Below are 19,659 nucleotides of genomic sequence, written 5' to 3' on the forward strand. Positions count from 1 at the left end.
GCCCGCGTATCGGGCCGCCAGCTCAAGATCTCCGAGGATCGTGGCCCGCGCCGCGATGATCGTAGGCCCCGCTCCTCCGGTTCAGATCAGGCCGGCCACGGGAAGAACTACGTTGGGGATCGCGACCGCCGTTACCGCGACGATCGCCGCAACGATCGCTTCGGGCGCCGGTAAAATCTAAAACGAGTGACGACGACGGGGCGAATCCTACGTACGGAACGCTCCGTCGTCGTCCACTACCATTCGTGAGCGTCCAGAATCGGCTGGGCGAGTAGCTTATCGGCGAGGAGATCATCATCGCTGCCGACTGTAGCGAAGGCGACATCGAGTGGTGAAGAGAGAAACCATGAACGGTCTTCAGGCCACAAATAGCTTAGCTCGATCGAAAAGACATCGCCCCACCGCTGAGCGATCGGTCCGAACAGACCTTCCTTCAATGGCGCTGAGAACATCACGTAATGAAGATCGCCTGCCAGATACCACGTGCCCTCGGGCTGGTTGAACCCGTAGTGCACTCCCCAGTCCTGCCGCGGAAAGTAAGCATAAACGGCGAAGCAACATGGGGTCTCTGGGTCGATCGATTCTAGAAGAATATGGTCGATAACCTCTTGTTGAGCATCGGAGGGCGGATCATCATTGCAATCGGGTGCCTGAAAGGGCACTTCGGCCCCCGGCACCGGTACTGTACCAGACGGAAGTATTCCGACTCGGCGAGCGTAGCCCTCTGGAAGAATGCCCATAGAACCACGCAACCATTGTGAAAACCAGATGGCCTGACCTTGGTCAATCCGTTCGATCATGGTCACACTGTAGCCGAGTATAGACCGATTTTCACGGGAAAGCGACTCTTTATCCCTCGCTGTAGTACCTCGAATCGTCCTTGTTAGCGAGGCAGTCCTGCTCCGATCAAGTTCAGAGCAGAGTACTGTATTACGGGTAACGTCGAGCCTCGCCTGCGTAGGCGGGTTCCTGTCGTCGTTCCCTACCATTCATGAGCGCCCGCAAGGCGAGGAGAAGATTATTGTTTGATTTTCTTGACAATCCCGTCTTCACTCTCATTCTCTTCGGCATGGTAACAGTTTGGTTCTTAGGGTATTCGATTGCAGAGATGCCTAAAGCTCGAGATAAAAAGACGGGGAAGCAGAGGGGCCTGTACCAACGCTGGAGCCTTGCAAACCGTGATACGCGTTGGATGTTCATTGGCGGGTGCGCTGCAGCGGTTGTGACCATTATGTCGGCTTTGGAACTCCTTGGCCTCATAACAATAACTGGTCCTTGAGCAGCAAAAACTCCAGCTAGTCCACGAAATCAGTCAGCCTGAGGCGCCGGGAGTTTTCTCCCACGCCTTGGGCTGATTTTGTTTTCAGATCATCGAGAGAATCGGATCCTGCCCTCACCTGACATCCGGACAGGCCGTCCAGCTCACCATCGGCGAAAGCCGCAGCAATCTCTGCAGCCTTGCCGGGATCCACCCACTCGGTCCGGCCCTCGTGCATCTTCGCGCCCTTGGTCATATCCGTGTACACAACGCCCGGCGCCAGTTCGAGCACCCGCAGGCCCTCGTCATAGCCGGCCATGTGAAGAGAACCTCCCAAGCGCATCAGCGCCGTCTTGGACACGTAATAGGCGGAGGTGTTCGGGCGGTCCTTGATCGCCGCCCCCGAAGAGAGATCGATGATTCGCCCGCCACCGCGCTCCAACATGCCGGGTACGAGAGCGTGCTGGATGAGGAAGGGAGCGCGCACATTGACCAACTGCGTGTACCACCAATCCTCCGGATCGGCCTCCCACGGTCTCTCCTCGCTGCCGAATACACCGGCGCAGTTGACGATCATATCCACACCGCCATCGGCCGTGATGATCTCAAGCATCTGTGCCAGGCGATCACGCTTTTCGAGTAAGCATGCGAGTGTGCACACGGAGGCGCCCCGCACCTCACATTCGGCCGCAGTGGCCTCAAGGGAATCTTGAGTTCGCGCCACAAGGGTCAGGGACCGGCCGGGCTTGGCAAGTTCGATTGCCAAGCGCTGGCCGATCCCACGCGATGCTCCTGTGATAAGAATGCGTTCTGCTGCTGGAACTGTGTTCATAGCCTAACGCTACCTCAGCTGCGCAGCTGCGCCCCCAACTTCTTACCTGTTTGCTTGATGATCTTCTTGCGAATGCCAGCCGTCTCCTCGGCGCTCAGCGTGTGATCGCCGCGTACCCGCAGTGCGTAGGCAAGCGATTTCTTGCCCTCTGGCACCTGCTCACCGGTGTACACATCGAAGAGCCGAACATCTTCCAGAAGATCCCCGCCAGCCTTGCGGATCACGGCCTCCAGCTGAGCGTTCGTCACGGCTTCGTCCACCACGAGCGCCACGTCCTCCTTGGCAGCCGGGTAGGTAAGAACGGGGCCGATCTGCGCCGGATCACTTCCACGAGCGGCAAACAGCGCATCCGAATCGATTTCGAAGGCCACGGTTCGCGCGGGCAGCTCAAACGCCTTGCACACAGCAGGCGCAAGCTCCCCGGCGAAGCCCACGGACGTGGTTCCCGCAAAGATCTGCCCACAACGGCCGGGATGGTATGGCGCGTGCTCGGCCTGCGCAACGGTCAGATCGATGCCAACAGTGCGGCCCATCGAGACCGCCGCCTCGATTGCGTCACGCCAATCCCACTGAACGGGGGCCAGCCCAGCTTGAGGCTCGGTGACCGCACCGCAGGCAACACCGGCGATGTGGTGCGGCTGAGCGGGAATCGCTCCCATGAGTCCGCTGAGCACCTCATCGCTAGGCCGCTCCCCCACGGCCGCTGGCGGCGCGGCAACAACGCCCTGAGGCCTGCCCACAAGGCTGGCCTCGCAGATCGCCACAGCAGGGTTGCCGCGCGAAACGTTGAGGCGCGCGGTATCCAAGAGCGAATCCAAGATGCTGGTGCGAAGATAGGGCGCATCGTCCTGAAGCGGGTTGGCCAGCCGAATCGCTGTACGGCGTTCGTCGCTGATCCCCTGCTTGTCGAAGGCACCTACACCCACGAACGGGTAGGACAGCACCTGCACCCAGCCGGCTTCAGCCAGCGTACGCATGACATCGCGGCGTTGGCGCTGGACGGGCGTCAGGCCGCGGCCGGCCCTTGCCATTGGTAGCTCCACGGGGATCTCGTCATAGCCCACGAGCCTCGCTATTTCCTCCACGAAGTGCGCGGGACCCACAAGATCCGGGCGCCACGTTGGCGGGGTCACGCTCAGAACATCGCCCTCACCTGCAACGGTGCATCCGATATCGCTGAGGATCTCCTTGATGCGATCTTCGGGCACGTCCAGTCCCGCGATCCGTGCAACCTCGGCCACCGGGAAGTCCTGCGCTTCGGGGGCCGCGGTGGTGTCCAGATCGAACACTTCGCTTCCCGCTGTGCCTCCGCCGTATTCAACAAGGAGGTCAACAACAGCTTGCGCGGCCACGGGGGCGATCTTTGGATCCACTCCGCGTTCGAAGCGCTTGGCTGCCTCGCTGGGCAGCTTGTGCCGGCGCGACATCCGCGCCACGGACACCTGATCGAAGTGAGCGGCCTCGATGAGAACGTTCACGGTTCCGTCCGTGATTTCGGTATCGAATCCGCCCATGGTGCCTGCCAGTCCAAGAACGCGTTCACCGTCAGAATCGGTGATGAGGAGGTCCTCGGCTCCGAGCGTGCGCTCGGCCTCGTCCAACGTGACGAGCTTTTCGCCTTGGCGCGCGCGGCGGACGATGATCGGCCCGTTCACCTTGTCCAGATCGTAGGCGTGCAGCGGCTGGCCTAGATCCAGCATCACGTAGTTGGTGGCATCAACGGCCAGAGAGATGGGCCGCATTCCGGCCGCCGTGAGGCGGTCCGCCAGCCACTTCGGCGATGGCGCATGGGGATCCACACCCCGCACGATGCGCGTGACGAAACGATCGCATCCCGGTACGCCATGAATCGGCGCATCATCCCGCACGTGTACGGGGAACCCATCGGAATTGGCCTCGGGAAGGCCGGATTCTAACGCCGGATCGGTGAACACGGCGCCCGTCGAGTGATGATATTCGCGTGCCACGCCGCGCATGGCGAAGCAGTATCCGCGATCTGGCGTGATGTTGATTTCGAGAGTGCGCCCGGCAATCCCAAGTAACCCACGAGCATCGGTTCCGGGCTTCGGCAAAGCCGCGGCGGCCTCGTCGTCGTCCCCCTTCGCCAACACGATGATTCCGGATGCCTCGCCTCCAATCCCCAACTCGGTGGCCGAACAAATCATGCCATCGGAGGTGTGGCCGTACGTCTTGCGTGCGGCGATTGCGAATCCGCCGGGAAGCACGGCGCCGGGCAGGGAGACCACCACGTAATCGCCAGCTTCGAAGTTGTGCGCACCGCAGATAATTCCGCGGGAGGCAAGCTCCGAGGGCTCCTTACCGGTCCCGGGGGCATCGTTGTGTTCGCCCACGTCCACACGGCAGTAGTTGATCACTTTGCCGTTGGATTGTTCTTTGGCTTCGCGGGTCAGAACTTTTCCGACGACGACGGGGCCGGACACCTCCGACTCGTGAATTTCTTCCTCTTCGAGGCCCACCTTGACCAGATCTGCCGCTAGCTGTTCTGGCGTGAGATCCTCGGGAACCTCAACGTGTGTGGCCAACCAATCGATAGGAATGAGTGGCATATCAGTTACCCCTTCCGGTGGTTCCGAACTGGAGCGAGAAACGCACATCGCCCTCAACCATGTCTCGCATATCCGCGATGCCGTGCCTCAACATGAGCGTGCGCTCAATGCCCATGCCGAAGGCGAAGCCTGAATACTCCTGTGGGTCAATGCCCGCGTTGAGCAAGACTTCGGGGTTGACCATGCCGCAGCCACCCCATTCGATCCAGCCCGGCCCGCCCTTCTTCTGGGGGAACCACAGGTCCATTTCCGCCGAAGGCTCGGTGAACGGGAAGAAGGAGGGGCGCAAGCGGGTACGGGCCTCGGGCCCGAACATGGCGCGGGCGAAATGATCCAATGTGCCCTTCAGGTGCGCCATCGTCAGGTGCTTATCCACCGCGAGGCCTTCCACCTGATGGAACACGGGGGTGTGCGTGGAATCCAGAGCGTCCGTGCGGAACACACGGCCAGGGCAGGCGATATACAGCGGCGCCCCACGCTCCAGCATCGTGTGCGATTGAACAGGTGAGGTGTGCGTGCGCAGCACGAGGTTCGGCTGGGGATCGGCGGAATCGTGATCCCCGGCCTGCTCCACGCCGTCAATGTAGAAGGTGTCCTGCATCTGGCGCGCCGGGTGATCGGGCCCAAAGTTCAGAGCATCGAAGTTGAACCATTCGTGTTCCACTTCCGGGCCCTCGGCAATGTCCCAGCCCATGGAAACGAAGAAGTCAGCCACATCTTCCAAAAGCACGGTCAGTGGGTGGCGGGCGCCCTGCGGGTTGCGGCGCGTGGGCTCGGTGACGTCCACGCGTTCCTCGGCCATGGCGCGGGCCTCGGCTTGAGCTTCGAGGCGTTCGGTTTCGCTGGCTAGCGCGGCTTGAATGGCCTTTCGGGCGCCTCCCATGAGTTTGCCAGCAACCGGTTTTTCGGACTTATCGAGCGTGCGGATGAGCGCATTGGCGTGAGTGATCGGGGCATTGTCCCCACTGTGTGCCAGGCGTGCCGCCTTGAGCTCTTCGAGCGTGTCCGCCGCTGCAAAGGCGGCCTTCGCCGCTTCCACTGCCGCGGCGATGCCCGCCTCGTCAAGCGGGCTCAGTTCCTCAGACATGTCTGCCTTTCGCGTAGTTGACCACAGGACAGTCTAGTTCACTAGAGTGGTCCCATGCGCACAGTGTTTTGCGGGCTGACAACCATCGATCTCATCCAACTCATCGAGGCGGTTCCGGCTCCCGGTACGAAAGCCGTCTCGGATTCGGCGTTGTTAGACGTTGGTGGCCCGGCAGCGAACGCCGCACGTACGGCCGGCGCGCTGGGCGCCTATCCCACGCTGATCTCTCCGATCGGTACCGGCGTATTCGCCCAGCTCGCACACACATGGCTTGAGGGGGCTGGCGTGCAACTGATTGATGTGGCCGCTGAGGGAGATCCGGCGATCTCCGCGGTGGCGATTGATGCTCAGGGCGATCGCACCGTCATCTCCACAAACAACACGGCGCGCAGCCATTCCTTCCCGGAACCCGACGTGCTCGATGGGGCAACGGCCCTCATGGTGGATGGACATCTGCTAGACGTTCAGATCGCGTTGGCGCGCACGGCCGAATCGGCGGGCATTCCGGTGATTCTAGATGGTGGCTCCTACAAGCCCGGGCTCGATTCCCTCCTCCCCCACGTGACCCACGCCGTGGTGTCAGCTGATTTTGAGCTTCCCGGAGTGAGCCGGGATCAAACGCTCGAAACCCTGCGCGGATATGGCATCGGGTTTGTGGCGCGCACCCACGGTGGCGGCAATATCGAGGCGATCGTGGAGAACAAGGCCTATTCGCTGCCCATCACACAGCCGGGAACTATCGCCGATACATTGGGAGCAGGCGATGTATTACACGGTGCCTTCACGGCCGCTCTGGGGGCCGGCCAAGACGGCCTGTCCTCACTTGCTGCCGCCGCTCAGCTTGCCACACTGTCCGTTCGGAGTGCCGGTGCGATGGGGTGGGTGGAAAAGCTCTAGATGCCGCGCCAATACTGAAGGGGCCATGAATCCACACCGTCCAGTTCGCTCTGCCACCGCCGCGCCAAATACGGATCACGCAGGGCGTTGCGCCCGGCCACAACGGCGTCCGCTTGACCGCTGAGCAGAGCCTGCTCGGCTTGGCCTGCGCTGATAATCTTGCCGCCAACGCTCGTTGCCGCATGGGTATCGCGCCGGATCCTGTCAGAAAGCGGCACGTGGTAGCCCGGCCCCGCCTCCTGAACAACGCCGGGAACGATGCCCCCTGACGTGATGTCCCACAGGTCCACGCCGTGTTCCTTGCCGTTGCGGACAAGTTCCACGGCGTCCGTTAGGCGCCAGCCTTTGCCTGCGGCGTCCCAATCCGTTGCGGCTATCCGCACAATGAACGGGTGTTCGCCTATCACCTCGCGCACGGCATCGATCACTTCAAGGACAAGGCGGATCCTGTTGGAGAACAGGCCGCCCCAGTCATCACCTCGATGGTTGGCCAACGGGGAAAGGAACTGGTGGAGGAGATTGCCGCCGGAGGCCGCGATCACCACGGCCTCGAAGCCAGCGCGTATGGCACGTTCTGCTGCCTCGCGATAAGCGCGCACCACGCCCCAAATGTCCTCATCGGTCAGCTCACGAGGTATGGCGCCATCCTCGGTGAATGGGATGGGTGAAGGAGCAACGGGAAGCCATCCAAGTGGGGCGTCGGGTGCAAGGTAGCTCGAGTGCATCCATCCCTGACGCGTTGATGCCATGCGCCCGTAGTGATTGAGTTCGATAGCTGGTGTTGCCCCGCCCATCCGGATCGAATCCACCAGCTGTTCAAAGGCGGGCAGCTTATCTGCGCTATCGAGCGCTAAGCAGTAGGGTGTGGCCCGGCCTTCTAGCGTTACCGCGGTAGATTCCACCACCACCATGCCGTAGCCGCCCACTGATCGGCTCGCGTAATGCTGAAAGTGCCACGCATTGGGTTCACTGGCGTGATCACCGGTTGCTTGAGCGCTGTACTGGCTCATGGGGCCTAACCACAGCCGGTTCTTGACGGTGACGTTACCAAGCGACATTGGTTCAAAGAGGTGCGACATCGAATCTCCTTATCTCTGCGGCCTATTCTATCCCTACCCTCGCCACACAGGGACCGTATTCATATCGATTCTCGCAAGCTCAAACTGTCCGCAGATCTCGTCCATGAACATCTGGCTCCAGCGGTGATACCACGGCGTATTGGGATGGAACATATCGCCCGCATGATATTCGTTCATGTACGTCCACATGCTCAGGGTGTTGGACAGCCCCTCAAGATCGATCAGCCCTGCACCTGCATCGGCTGCGGCACGATTGATCTGAGCGGACAGTTGTGAGGCGCGCAGTTCAGTTTTGAGCGGGCGGAAGGTGGGGATATTCGCCACGAACGTTGGACCGTGCAAGTGGCCCATGATCGCATCCATGCGGCGGCCAAACTCCCCCACGCCCAGGCTTTCCACCCCCACATCGTTCCCTCCGATGTCAAGGGTCACAACGTCCGGTGTGATCGGTTCGCCGCCGATCCTCAAACCCTCCAGTTGCGGAATCTGAGTGCCAAGCACGGATGCCGCGGTACCTCCTGAAAGGGACAGGTTCAGGAGGGCAACCTCGCGTCCGGTGGCGGCCTGAAGGCCAGAGGCCACCCGCGGCACGTAGCCATCTTCGAAGCGGGTGGCGCCTAAGCCCTGCGCGGCAGAATCGCCGAGTGCCACGTAGATCAGAGGAAGCTCTGCCCGCCGATTCAGATCCTCCACGGTTGTCAGGAGATGCTCCTCCCAGCGCCTCCTGAACGGAGTATTCTGCTTGGCCACCGCCTTTGCTCTGCGATAAATGGTGAGCGTTCCCGCTCCGATTCCCAGTCCGGTAATACCGCGTGCAGTCCTATTCACTCGTCTAACCTACTACGGCCTTAGATCTCCTCGGGAATCATCTCAATGGCACCGCACGGGCATTCTTCGGCGCACACCCCACAGCCCTTGCAGTAGTCATACTTGAACTCGTAGCTGCCCGGCTCCAACTTGGTGATCGCATTGTCCGGGCATACGCCGAAGCAGTTGTCGCACCCAAAGCAGTTACCGCAGCTCATGCAGCGCCGCGCCTCAAACAGGGCGGAGGTTTCGTCCAGTCCCTGAACAACCTCATCGAAGGTGGAGGCTCGGCGCGGACCCGCGAGCCGGTCACGCACCTGATGCGGCGCATCGGAGTAGTACCACGTTTCCATCAAATCCAAGGTGGCATCTGTCGGCTTGGGGCCTGGCGCATAGGAGGATCCGCGCAGGTAGCCATCAATGTATCGGGCGGCCTTTTTGCCGTGCCCGATCGCCATGGTGACATTCTTTTCGGAAGGAACCATGTCACCACCGGCGAACAACCCCGGCCTACCTGTTTGCATCTGGCGGTCAACCTCGACGATCCCGTCCTTGACGGAAACGTCGCTCACGCCCTCCAGCAGTCCCAGATCGGACTCCTGGCCCAGCGCCATCACGACCGAATCAGCCTCCAGCTTGTCGTATTCGCCGGTTGGCTGGGGGAAGCCATTCTCATCGAGCTCCATGCGCTCGATCATGAGTTCTTCGGAATCGATGTGCTTAATGGTGGAGAGCCACCGCATTTTGATGCCCTCCTCCTCGGCCTCGGTCACTTCCGAATCACTGGCTGGCATGCGATCGCGGGTGCGCCGGTACAGGATCACCGAATCGGTGGCCCCCAAGCGCTTCGCGGTGCGCGCGGCATCGATCGCCGTGTTTCCGCCGCCGTACACCACAACGCGCCGGCCCATGAGAGGCTGCGGCCCTTCGCTATCCGCTGCCTGCTCAACGCCGCGAAGCATCTGAACGGCGTCCAGCACATGGGAGGCTGCACCGGCGGGGATGTTCACGTGCTTACCGATTTGTGCCCCAACGGCAAGGAACACAGCATCGAATTCTGCCAGCGCGGCCTCCACGTCATCCACCTTCGTGTTCATTTCGAAGGTGACGCCCATGTCCTGAATGCGCTTGATCTCCCCGTCGAGGATCCCCCGTGGCAACCGGTAGGACGGGATGCCGTAACGCATCATGCCCCCGGGCTGCTCGCCATCGTCACGCACCGTCACCTTGTGGCCCAAGCGCGCCAAATGGTAGGCGGCAGAAAGTCCAGAGGGCCCAGCCCCCACGATGAGCGCCGATTTCCCGGAAGCTGGCCCGAGCGGCTGAACACTCCACCCTTCTTCCAGCGCCTTATCGCCTAAGAATCGTTCGATTGCGTTGATCCCCACGGCCTCGTCAATTTCCGCCCGGTTACAGGCAGTTTGGCACTCGTGGTAGCACACACGGCCCATAACGGCAGGTAGCGGGTTATTCGCCATGATCTCGCGCCACGCGGCCTCATAATCGCCTTCTTCGGCGTGATAGAGCCACTGCTGAATGTTCTCACCGGCGGGGCACGCCTTGTTGCACGGGGGCAGCAGGTTCACGTAGACGGGGCGCTCTGTACGCCACGATCCCGTTCGGTTGGCCGCGGAGCTCCCCACGGGGAGTATCACTGCGAACGGCAGGTTTTGCCGTGTCCTGTTTTCTGTTGTGGTCATTTCTCAGTCCTCCTCGTGCTTAACAAACGGGTCGAGCCCCTCGTCATCGATCAGCCCATACCTGCGAATATTGCGATCAGCAACGCCCTGCAATCGATCCAACACCGTGGTATCCGCGCCCTTCTTAAACAGATGCGCGAACCGCCGCTGGGGCCGCAGGTACTCTTCCACGCCAACTGGCCGGCGAATCTTGGTTACAGCTGTGACCTCACCTTCTTCGGCCTCAAACACGGGGAACAGCCCCGATTGCGTGGCCAAGCGCGCCAGTTTGAGCGTGACGTTCGATGCCGATCCCCACCCGAGCGGGCAGGGAACGAGCACATGAATGTAGCGCGCGCCGTGGAAACCCATCGCCTTATCCACTTTGTATTCCAAATCGGACAGGTCAGCCACGGTGGCGGTAGCAACGTATGGAATCTCGTGCGCCATGGCAATCCGCGCCATGTCCTTTCCTTGCCCCCACACGTTTCCGGGTTCGGGCCCAACGGGCTGGGTTGTGGCCGTGCGCGCAGCGGGCGGAGTGGCACCCGAACGCTGCACACCGGTGTTCATGTAGCCCTGATTGTCATAGCAGATGTACAGCACATCATCGTTACGTTCGAACATCCCGGACAGGGCACCCATGCCAATATCCACGGTGCCGCCGTCACCGCCCTGAGCGATCACACGGGTGTCCGTTTGGCCCTTGGCCCGCAGCGCAGCTTGCACGCCGGTTGCCACGGCCGGTGCGTTCCCGAACAGAGAATGGAGCCACGGCAAGTTCCACGAGGTTTCCGGATAGGGAGTAGAGAACACCTCGAGGCAGCCGGTGGCGTTCACGGCAATCACGTTGTTGCCCGCGGCGTTCATGGCCGCATCCACCGCATAGCGCGCTCCCAGCGCCTCGCCGCAGCCCTGGCAGGCCCGGTGCCCGGAGGTCAGCGAGTTGAACCGGTCGGCTTCTGATTGGACCGAACGGAGGGCTTCGGGGACAAGGCGGTTGCCTACCGCAAAGGAGCCCACCTGGTAGTACTTGACCTCACTGCGTGCTGCCGCGTCCTTTTCAAGTGGCGATGTACTCATCGTCCAGCCTCCTCTAGCGCCATTTCTGTCACGTCCTTAATGAGGTTCTCCGGGATGGAACCCGATCGCCGCGTTCCGCGCTCGCGTTCGAGTTCCTTATCCACCAGTTCGCGGTTCAGATCAAGGAACTTGAACCGCTTCTGCGTTCCGGCCTTGAGACGATCGAAGTATTCGTGGAGTGAGGTGGAGGTAATGTCGCGTCCACCCAGCCCCGCGATGAGTTCGTACCGCTCGGTTTCTTCGTCCAGAAGGGAGGTGCCCACATCCGCGGAAACGATTCCCCCGATACCCACGGAGAAAGCCTTTTCCATGACGACGACGGTTTTCGCACCCCGCAATGCCCGACGCACCGCAACCCTCGGGAACGGGCGGAAGGAAACCAAGGAGACCACGCCGATCCGTTCTCCGGCAGCCCTGCGCTGGTCCACAACGTCCTGAACAGTGCCCGTGACGGAACCTAGGCACAGGACGATTGTTTCCGCATCCTCCGTGCGATACTCGTGCAGGAGTCCGCCCGAATCTCTGCCGAAGATCGCTTCGAACTCCTTCTGGACCTGAGGGATAAGATCGAGGGCCTGCATTTGCCTGTGATGGGCAAGGTACTTCACCTCAGTGAAGGCTTCGGGGCCCACCATCGCTCCCATAGAGATGGGATCGGCAGGATCCAGCACAACGCGAGGTTCGTAGGGAGGCAGGAACTTGGCAATGTCCTCGCGATCTGGAACGTCCACCTGCTCCACTGCGTGGGTCAAGATGAAGCCATCCATGCACACCATGACGGGCAGCGAAAGCGCCTCGGCAATCTTGAATGCCTGAACATGAAGATCTGCCGCCTCTTGATTGTCGCGGGCATACAGCTGCAACCATCCGGAATCACGCTGGGACATCGCATCGGAATGATCGTTCCAGATATTGATCGGGCCACCAATGGCCCGGTTAGCAACGGTCATGACGATCGGCAGGCCCAGCCCCGAAGCGTTATACACGGCCTCCACCATAAACAAGAGGCCCTGGGAAGCGGTTGCCGTGTAAGCTCTGGCTCCCGTTGCCGAGGCACCAATGCATGCGGACATGGCCGAGAATTCAGACTCCACGTTCACGTATTCGCAGCCGTCCATCTCACGGGCCTTGACCAGCCGGGACAGCTCCTCAACAATGTGGGTTTGAGGCGAAATCGGATAGGCGGAAATCACCTCGGGTTTGCACCCAGCTACTGTGTGTGCGATTGCCTTTGATCCCTCAATTTGCTGCAGCATGCTCAACCTCCTTCGCCACCATGGCGTATGCGGCCTCAGCTGCGGCCACGTTCTTTTCTCCAACGGCTCCGGGGAAGCGCTCGCGAACGGCAAGCTCCACCGATTCCAACTGGAACGGGTGTGCAAGCGCTGCCATTCCGCCCAGCAACACTGCGTTGGGAACGGTTCGGCCGGTGTGTTCGCGAGCAATGTCGGTTGCCGGCATGCACATGACGTGGCCAGCCGGCTGCTTCTCAACCAGCCACTCCAGCCCGAGTTCGCCTGGTGCCTTCGATGAATTCACCAGGGCGTAGCCGCCCTCGGTGAGTCCAGAGAACACATCAAGGATTGGCAAGAGTGTTGGATCTTGAACAATAACTAATTCGGGAAACAAGACGGGTTCGCGCGTTCGGATTTCCTCGTCACGGATCCGTGCGTAGGCAACAACGGGTGCTCCCGTCCTCTCGGATCCGAACGAAGGAAATGCCTGCGCATGCCTACCTTCATGGAAAGCTGCCATAGCCACCATGTCAGCGGCCGTAACCACTCCCTGTCCGCCTCGCCCATGAATGCGTACTTCGACCATGCTTTAAGACTAGGACGTCCGTGAAAAATGGTGCGCGGCAATCGGCATCCGTGAACGGCCTTTCAATTTATGTAACGAAACCCGTTCGAATTGATGGGGTAATAGCGGGGCCTTGGTCCTATATTTTTGCCTGCAGTGCGCGGGAATTTACCCGATCGATTGCTGCGCCATCGCGGTTGTATACAGACAAATGGAGGCTGCCACCGCCACATTGAGTGATTCGGCCTGACCATAGAGAGGAATCGCCACTTGGGCGTCTACCCGTGAGATATCAACGCCATCGAACCCGTGCGCCTCGTTGCCCACCACCCACAGGGTTGGCCGGGTTAGATCGGGGCCACCTGCCACTCCAGCACCGTACGCGGATTGCACGAGGGCCGGAAGGTCCCACTCCCCGCTCCCTTCCGCGGCAAGTACCTGCATACCGGCCGCGTGGGCTGCATCGATGATGTCCTCGAGGTTCAAGTTCGTTGCCGCCGGCACGTGAAAAAGCGATCCCACGGTGGACCGAACAACCTTGGGAGCGGTTACTTCCGCACACCCCTTCGTCAGCAAAACCGCTGAGGCACCCGCTGCATCGGCGCTTCGGACGATCGATCCCACGTTGCCGGGATCCGATGCCCCCACCGCGGCAATCGCCAGAGGCGCCTCCGCGAGTAGCTCTGCCGCACCCTTCTGTACTGGCACATCGGCCACAACAACGAAACCCTGCGCATCACCGGAGAGGTCGCGGAGTTCGTCGTCGTCGATACTATGCGTCCACACTCCGGTCCCGGCGGCCAACTCCCGAATCTCGGGGTAGCTCTCAAATGCGCCCTCACTCACGTACAGATCGCGAACCACCTCGGGAGCGAACGCCAGAACCTCGCGTACCGATTGCGGACCCTCAACCAAAAACTGGCCGTGGCGGGTGCGCTGCTCGCGCCTATGCAGCTTGGCCGCGCGTTGAAGTTGGGTGCGAGTGGCGGGCTTGAGGCGCAATGAAGTCATGTACTTATCATTCCACAATCCCAGAGCGGTAGACCCGCATGCGAACAGGCGCCAGTTATTGTAATCTGAGTCACGTCCAATAGGAATGCGTTGATGCGTTCGGTATCGGCGCTGATCGCAGCAAAATAGAAGGCGGGCGGTTATGTCCAAAGAATCCGCGTCCGCGATTGTGGAGGCCCTTGGCGGGCCCTCCAACATCGTGAGCTTAACCCACTGCGCTACACGGCTCCGGTTCCAGCTGGGGGATGCGAGCACCGTTGATCAAGGTGCCGTCGAATCAATCGACGGCGTCATGGGGGCGGTAGCTCAATCCGGCGAACGGTACCAAGTCATCATCGGCGGCGGTGTTGCCACCGTTTTCAACGAGATCAACACTCTTCCCCAAATGCAGGGCACATCAGTAGAAGATGTGAAGGCACAGTCACGAGAGAAGGGACCTCGCGGCAAGCACGCGTGGCTTGATTCCTTCTTCGAGTACCTGTCAGACAGCTTTCGTCCGATCCTTGGTGTATTGCTCGGGGCCTCCCTCATCATCGCCTTCGCCGCGGTTATGGATGCCTTCGGCGTTCAAGATTTCCGGGCGGAGACGAAACCTGCGTTCTGGACGTTCCTCGATGCGGCGTGGCGGTCCGTGTTCTACTTCTTGCCCATCATGGTGGCCTACAACGCCGCCAAGAAGCTCAACGTTGACGGATGGTTGGGCGGAGCCATCATGGCCGCTCTCATGACACCCAACTTCATGAGCATGTCAGACTTGCCGGAAACTACCTGCACCGTCAACGATTTCGGCGCCGAGCTTTGCCAGGTGCAAGTTCTTGGCCTCCCCATGCAATTGCAGGATTACGGTGGCCAGGTATTCGTTCCGCTCATCATGGCGGCGGTCCTAGCCCCCATCTATCACGGCCTTCGCAAGATCATTTCCGAGAACGTCCAACTCGTGTTCGTACCCTTCCTCTCCATGGTGATCGTCATCCCGCTCACCGCTTTCATCCTCGGCCCCATCGGTATCTGGATCGGTAACGGTATTGGCAACGGGCTCGGCTGGCTGAATGACACGGCACCGATTGTGTTCGCGATCCTCATCCCGATGCTTTACCCGTTCCTCGTTCCGCTTGGGCTGCACTGGCCGCTGAACGCCATCATGCTGGTCAACCTGAATACGCTGGGGTATGACTTCATTCAAGGCCCGATGGGAGCATGGAACTTTGCCTGCTTCGGCGCGACCGCTGGCGTCATGATCATCGCGTTCAGAGAGCGCGACAAGGTGATGAAGCAAACCTCGATCGGCGCACTGGTGGCCGGACTCTTCGGTGGAGTGTCCGAGCCATCTCTCTACGGCATCCATCTGAGGTTTGCGCGAATTTATCCGCGGCTGCTCATCGGGTGCTTCGTGGGCGGCGTGGTTCAGGGAGTCGGCGCCATGATCAGTGGCGGCGGTGTGGAAGCTTCAGCGTTCGCCTTCACCTCTCTGCTCACGATCCCCATTTTCAGCCCCATCTCCCTGTACGCGATCTCTATCGCCGCCGCATTCTTCACATCCATGCTTGCCGTTGTGTCCACCGATTACCGTACGCCTGAGCAGAAGGCAGATAATCTGGCGCGGATCGCGGCTGAAGAGGCGGCGGAGGCCGCTGGCCAGCCTGAGGACGGAGCGGTGCCAGCTTCTGCCTCGGAAAGCACGGCCCCGGCCGCTGCCACTGCCACTAAGCCCAAGACACTCAAACCAGCCATGGTCCCCGGCACCAAAACGCTGGTGGCTTCCCCATTGGACGGCAATGTGATGCCACTGGAGGATGTACCGGACGCCGGTTTCGCTAGCGGAGCTGTAGGCAAGGGGGCGGGGGTAGATCCCACGTCAGGGCGGGTGATTGCCCCGGATGACGGCACGGTGATTCTCACGTTCCCAACGGGGCACGCTGTTGGACTCCGCTTAGATAGTGGCGTCGAGCTATTGATACATATCGGCATCGATACCGTCAATCTCAAGGGCGAGGGCTTCGAGGTTCACGTCAAGCGTGGCGATGAGGTCAAGCGCGGGGATCTTCTGGTTACTTTTGATCGTGCCGTCATTACGAACGCTGGCTACAGTGCCATTACGCCAGTCCTCGTCACCAACCACAAGAAGTTTGGTGCAGTGGAGTGTGCGGCAGAAGGCGCAGTATCTGGAGGCGATGACCTTCTCACGGTTGTTGCGAAGGACGAGTAGATTCTCGGTTCGTCGAGTCATACTGACATGAAGGAGGCCCCGGCCGCGCGGTATGCGCAGTCGGGGCCTCCTCGTCTAAGATCTATCAGGCCTTGGGGGCGTTGACATCCTCAGGGAGAGCGGCCTTGGCCGCCTCAACTACAGCCTTGAATCCAGCCGGATCGTTCACGGCCATTTCGGCGAGCTGCTTGCGGTTCACTTCGATACCTGCAAGGTTGAGGCCCTGAATGAAGCGGTTGTAGGTCATGCCCTCGGCGCGGCAACCGGCGTTGATGCGCTGGATCCAGAGCTTGCGGAACTCGCTCTTGCGGACCTTGCGATCACGGTAGTTGTACACCATTGAGTGCGTGACCTGTTCCTTCGCCTTACGGTAAAGGCGGGAACGCTGGCCACGGTAACCCGAGGCGCGATCGAGAGTTGTACGACGCTTCTTCTTTGCGTTGACTGAGCGCTTAACGCGTGCCATAAGAGTTTCTCCTTTTACCTTCAGCGCCCGAGCAGCTTCTTGACCTGCTTGGCGTTTGCCTTGTCCAGAACCTGATCGTTAGACAGGCGGCGCTTGCGGCGGCTGGACTTTACTTCGAGCAGATGGCGCTTGTTGGCCTGCTCGCGCATAAGCTTTCCACTACCGGTTGTGCGGAAACGCTTCTTGGCACCGGAGTGCGTCTTGTTCTTAGGCATTGCTAGCCCCTCATTCAGGCCGCAGGCATCCTGCGGCGGTGTACTCGGATAAAACTAATTCGAAGCCGCTGGTGGCTTTGGCATCGGCTTGGGAGCTGAAGCCGGAGCTTCGGCCGTGGCCTCTTCCTCAGCGGGGCGCCGGGACTTCTCGGCCCGTCGCGATTCACGCTCAGCCTCGCGGCGGCGGCGCTGATCGGATTTGGCTTCGGACTTCTTGCGCAGCGGGGAGAGGACCATGGACATGTTTCGTCCCTCAGCGCGCGGTGCTGCCTCAATAGACGAAATCTCAGAAAGCTCCTCAGCAAGCCCACGCAGTAGGCGGACTCCCTGATCGGGCCGGGACTGTTCGCGACCCTTGAAACGTAGATCGAACTTCACCTTGTCGCCACCGTTCAGGAAGCGTTCGGCTTGGCCCTTCTTCGTGTTGTAATCGTTTTCGTCAATCTTCAAGCCAATACGAATCGACTTGATCACCGTATTGGACTGATTGCGGCGAGCCTCGCGAGCCTTCTGGGCAGACTCATACTTGAACTTACCGTAGTCCATGAGCTTGGCAACGGGTGGATTAGAATTGGGTGCGACTTCTACAAGATCAAGTCCGGCCTCTTGGGCAAGGCGGAGGGCATCCTCCACGCGGACGACACCTACCTGTTCACCACCCGGGCCGACAAGGCGAACCTGATCGACGTGGATGCGCTCATTGACTCGTGGTTCGTTGTTAATGGCTGCTCCTCAGCATATTCCTCGACGTGCGCGCACGGAGTACTCACCAAGAGCATACGAACCCATGCCACATCTGTGGCTGGACCGTAAGACCCGGCACCCTTGGGGCACCCAGGTGGGATTTCTCCGCTTGCGTTCCGGCTCTTTAGCCGGTCGGTCGCGAAATATTCTAGCAAACCCGCGCGCCAGACTCTACGCAGAACAAGTTCGTGTACGCGTGAGCTTAGTTTCATTTTGGGACGACGACGGCGGAGCCTCTCCCGCACCGTCCCATCCTTGCAATCGGGTTTCTCTTAAATGGGTGGCCGTCATCTGGTGGCGCTCATCTGATGGCCTATCACCGGGTGCTTCGTTGGCACGGATCAGGTAACACTGGCGCCAATGCATGTCCCTTCAGCATGACTGGACCGCCACGGCACGACTGGACCCCACAGCCGAACTGCCACAAACTAGTCTGTTCGAACTCTTGTTTGGGGAACGTTCGTTCGATAGAATATGGGTAGGTTGAACAAGGTGGCTCTCACCGGTTACCTCGTTCACTGACTTGATCCAATTGACAACAGCGTTCCCTCTCTTTGCGGGGAGTGGACTCTCTTATCACCACTAAGGAGGGTGGCTTATGAGTATCACACTCGATACACGCGTCAATGCCGCCGTGAGCGATGCTTCTGATCCTTATGTCCCGACTGAGGCTGACCGCTATTTCGATGATCTTGCCTTTGATGCTGACGCAATGCCTGCCCTCCCAGACCACGCATGGGAGGAGGATTTCACTGACTTGATGCTCGCCGAGGCGCAAGCCAATCTGACTACCTTGCTCGAATCCGGTGACGAATCCGGACTCTCGTCGTTGACGGTTATCCGTGACATTCTCCGCGACGCCCCCACAGGCACGAGTGAAGCAGCGTGTATCAGCCGGGTCTCGGTGTTGGAGGACATCAAATCAGCTGCCGCCGCGGCACAGGCACGCGAAACGGCCATGTTTCTTCACCATCGCGGGATCGCTGAACGTGAAGCGGGTGTTCCGATCAAGAAACGCGGCCTAGGTGTCGGCTCCGAAATCGCGTTAGCACGCAGAGAGTCCCCACAAGCAGGTTCCCGCGTAGTACGTATGGCCCACACACTCACCACCACCATGCCCAACGCGTTGGCTGCACTGACCGATGGGCGTCTCGCAGAATTCACGGCCCAGAAAATCACCGACGAAGTCACCGCCCTCGATCCTCCCGCTATCGCCGCGATCGATACACGCATGGCCGGCCGCTATGGCAAAGCCGGAACCAAAAGGATCACCGGGGAAGTCCGCGCGTTAGCCAATCAGATTGATCCGGCCGCGCAAGTCAAACGCCACAAGATCGCCAAATCAAAAAGATCAGTATCGGTACGTCCTGCCCCGGATGCGATGGCCTACCTGACCGCCCTCCTCCCGATGGGTCAGGCCTTCGCGTGTAAAAAAGCCTTGTTAGATGCGGCAGCAACCACGAAAAACACCGGATGGGCCTGCGGGGATCAGCTCCAACACGAAGAACGCTCCGGGACCCAGATCGAAGCCGACCTGCTCGTCCAACGCCTCACCGGACAAGCAACACCCGAGGCAATCCCCATCGAACTCCAGATCATCATGACCGACACCAGTGTTTTCGGCATCACCACCACACACAGTCCAGCAGCCGATCCGGCGGGTACTCACGATTCTGCCGGCACCAACGAATCTGGCCCTGAGTTTGCCGCCGATGCGTTGTTTCCTGTGGTTGATGATGATGGGCGGCGTGCTGATCCAGCACAGACTGCCGCGTGGATTGCTGGACTCGGCCCCATCCCCGCCCCGCTAGCCCGCGAGATGCTGAACCCGGCCCATGACGATCCGCAGACTCGCCGGTCACGGGTGTTCCTGCGCCGGGTTGTGACTGATCCGGTCACCGGGGACATTACAGCCATCGACACCCGCC

At 60.4% G+C, this 19,659-nt stretch carries 17 protein-coding genes; 3 read left to right on the forward strand and 14 right to left on the reverse strand.

What is annotated here, in order from left to right; translation table 11 throughout:
• Positions 1–236: 236 nt before the first annotated feature.
• From ACTHV6_RS09890 to pheS, 4 genes are all read right to left on the reverse strand, one after another.
• Positions 237–800, reverse strand: coding sequence for a hypothetical protein (locus ACTHV6_RS09890; protein WP_441387315.1), 564 nt, complete (start codon positions 798–800; stop codon positions 237–239).
• A gap of 495 nt (positions 801–1,295) precedes the next feature.
• Entirely contained in the window at positions 1,296–2,090 is a 795-nt protein-coding gene (locus ACTHV6_RS09895; protein ID WP_441387317.1) for an SDR family NAD(P)-dependent oxidoreductase, read from the reverse strand.
• A gap of 14 nt (positions 2,091–2,104) precedes the next feature.
• A complete protein-coding gene (pheT, locus tag ACTHV6_RS09900; protein ID WP_441387319.1) occupies positions 2,105–4,657 on the reverse strand; it encodes a phenylalanine--tRNA ligase subunit beta in 2,553 nt (850 codons plus the stop codon).
• A gap of 1 nt (position 4,658) precedes the next feature.
• Positions 4,659–5,744: a phenylalanine--tRNA ligase subunit alpha gene (gene pheS / locus ACTHV6_RS09905; RefSeq protein ID WP_441387321.1), complete on the reverse strand. Its 1,086-nt coding sequence runs from the start codon at positions 5,742–5,744 to the stop codon at positions 4,659–4,661.
• A gap of 54 nt (positions 5,745–5,798) precedes the next feature.
• On the opposite strand from pheS, the gene ACTHV6_RS09910 reads away from it, so the two are divergent.
• Complete coding sequence (locus ACTHV6_RS09910; RefSeq protein ID WP_441387322.1) at positions 5,799–6,641, forward strand: PfkB family carbohydrate kinase; 843 nt, start codon at positions 5,799–5,801, stop codon at positions 6,639–6,641.
• Here the strand turns inward: ACTHV6_RS09910 and ACTHV6_RS09915 are convergent.
• The 7 genes from ACTHV6_RS09915 to ACTHV6_RS09945 form a co-directional block, all read right to left on the reverse strand.
• Positions 6,638–7,720: an oxidoreductase gene (locus ACTHV6_RS09915; protein WP_441387323.1), complete on the reverse strand. Its 1,083-nt coding sequence runs from the start codon at positions 7,718–7,720 to the stop codon at positions 6,638–6,640. The two genes, ACTHV6_RS09910 and ACTHV6_RS09915, sit on opposite strands and share 4 nt — an antisense overlap.
• 33 nt (positions 7,721–7,753) lie before the next feature.
• Positions 7,754–8,548, reverse strand: a complete 795-nt coding sequence (locus ACTHV6_RS09920; protein WP_441387325.1) for an SGNH/GDSL hydrolase family protein — start codon at positions 8,546–8,548, stop codon at positions 7,754–7,756.
• Between the two features lie 20 nt (positions 8,549–8,568).
• Positions 8,569–10,227, reverse strand: a complete 1,659-nt coding sequence (locus ACTHV6_RS09925; protein WP_441387327.1) for an NAD(P)-binding protein — start codon at positions 10,225–10,227, stop codon at positions 8,569–8,571.
• A 3-nt stretch (positions 10,228–10,230) separates the two neighbouring features.
• A complete protein-coding gene (locus ACTHV6_RS09930) occupies positions 10,231–11,289 on the reverse strand; it encodes a thiamine pyrophosphate-dependent enzyme (RefSeq protein ID WP_441387328.1) in 1,059 nt (352 codons plus the stop codon).
• Positions 11,286–12,545: a pyruvate ferredoxin oxidoreductase gene (gene porA / locus ACTHV6_RS09935; RefSeq protein WP_441387329.1), complete on the reverse strand. Its 1,260-nt coding sequence runs from the start codon at positions 12,543–12,545 to the stop codon at positions 11,286–11,288. Before porA ends, ACTHV6_RS09930 begins: the two co-directional genes overlap by 4 nt.
• Positions 12,529–13,110 (reverse strand): 2-oxoacid:acceptor oxidoreductase family protein, encoded by a 582-nt coding sequence (locus tag ACTHV6_RS09940; protein ID WP_441387330.1) that lies wholly within the window; start codon positions 13,108–13,110, stop codon positions 12,529–12,531. Before ACTHV6_RS09940 ends, porA begins: the two co-directional genes overlap by 17 nt.
• 147 nt (positions 13,111–13,257) lie before the next feature.
• Positions 13,258–14,100: a TrmH family RNA methyltransferase gene (locus ACTHV6_RS09945; protein WP_441387332.1), complete on the reverse strand. Its 843-nt coding sequence runs from the start codon at positions 14,098–14,100 to the stop codon at positions 13,258–13,260.
• 142 nt (positions 14,101–14,242) lie between these two features.
• On the opposite strand from ACTHV6_RS09945, the gene ACTHV6_RS09950 reads away from it, so the two are divergent.
• Positions 14,243–16,306, forward strand: coding sequence for a glucose PTS transporter subunit IIA (locus tag ACTHV6_RS09950; protein WP_441387333.1), 2,064 nt, complete (start codon positions 14,243–14,245; stop codon positions 16,304–16,306).
• 85 nt (positions 16,307–16,391) lie between these two features.
• On the opposite strand, the gene rplT is transcribed toward ACTHV6_RS09950, so the two are convergent.
• The 3 genes from rplT to infC are packed head-to-tail and all read right to left on the reverse strand — an operon-like array spanning position 16,392 to position 17,710.
• Entirely contained in the window at positions 16,392–16,772 is a 381-nt protein-coding gene (gene rplT / locus ACTHV6_RS09955) for a 50S ribosomal protein L20 (RefSeq protein WP_441387335.1), read from the reverse strand.
• A 20-nt stretch (positions 16,773–16,792) separates the two neighbouring features.
• Entirely contained in the window at positions 16,793–16,987 is a 195-nt protein-coding gene (rpmI, locus tag ACTHV6_RS09960; RefSeq protein WP_441387337.1) for a 50S ribosomal protein L35, read from the reverse strand.
• A gap of 54 nt (positions 16,988–17,041) precedes the next feature.
• On the reverse strand, positions 17,042–17,710 hold the full coding sequence (gene infC, locus ACTHV6_RS09965; protein WP_441387340.1) for a translation initiation factor IF-3: 669 nt from the start codon (positions 17,708–17,710) through the stop codon (positions 17,042–17,044).
• 619 nt (positions 17,711–18,329) lie between these two features.
• Here infC and ACTHV6_RS09970 point away from each other — a divergent pair.
• Positions 18,330–19,659 (forward strand): DUF222 domain-containing protein (locus tag ACTHV6_RS09970; protein ID WP_441387338.1); only part of this gene is annotated, 1,330 nt, incomplete at its 3' end.

It is taken from the genome of Ancrocorticia sp., assembly GCF_052089425.1.
GTDB lineage: Bacteria > Actinomycetota > Actinomycetes > Actinomycetales > Actinomycetaceae > Ancrocorticia.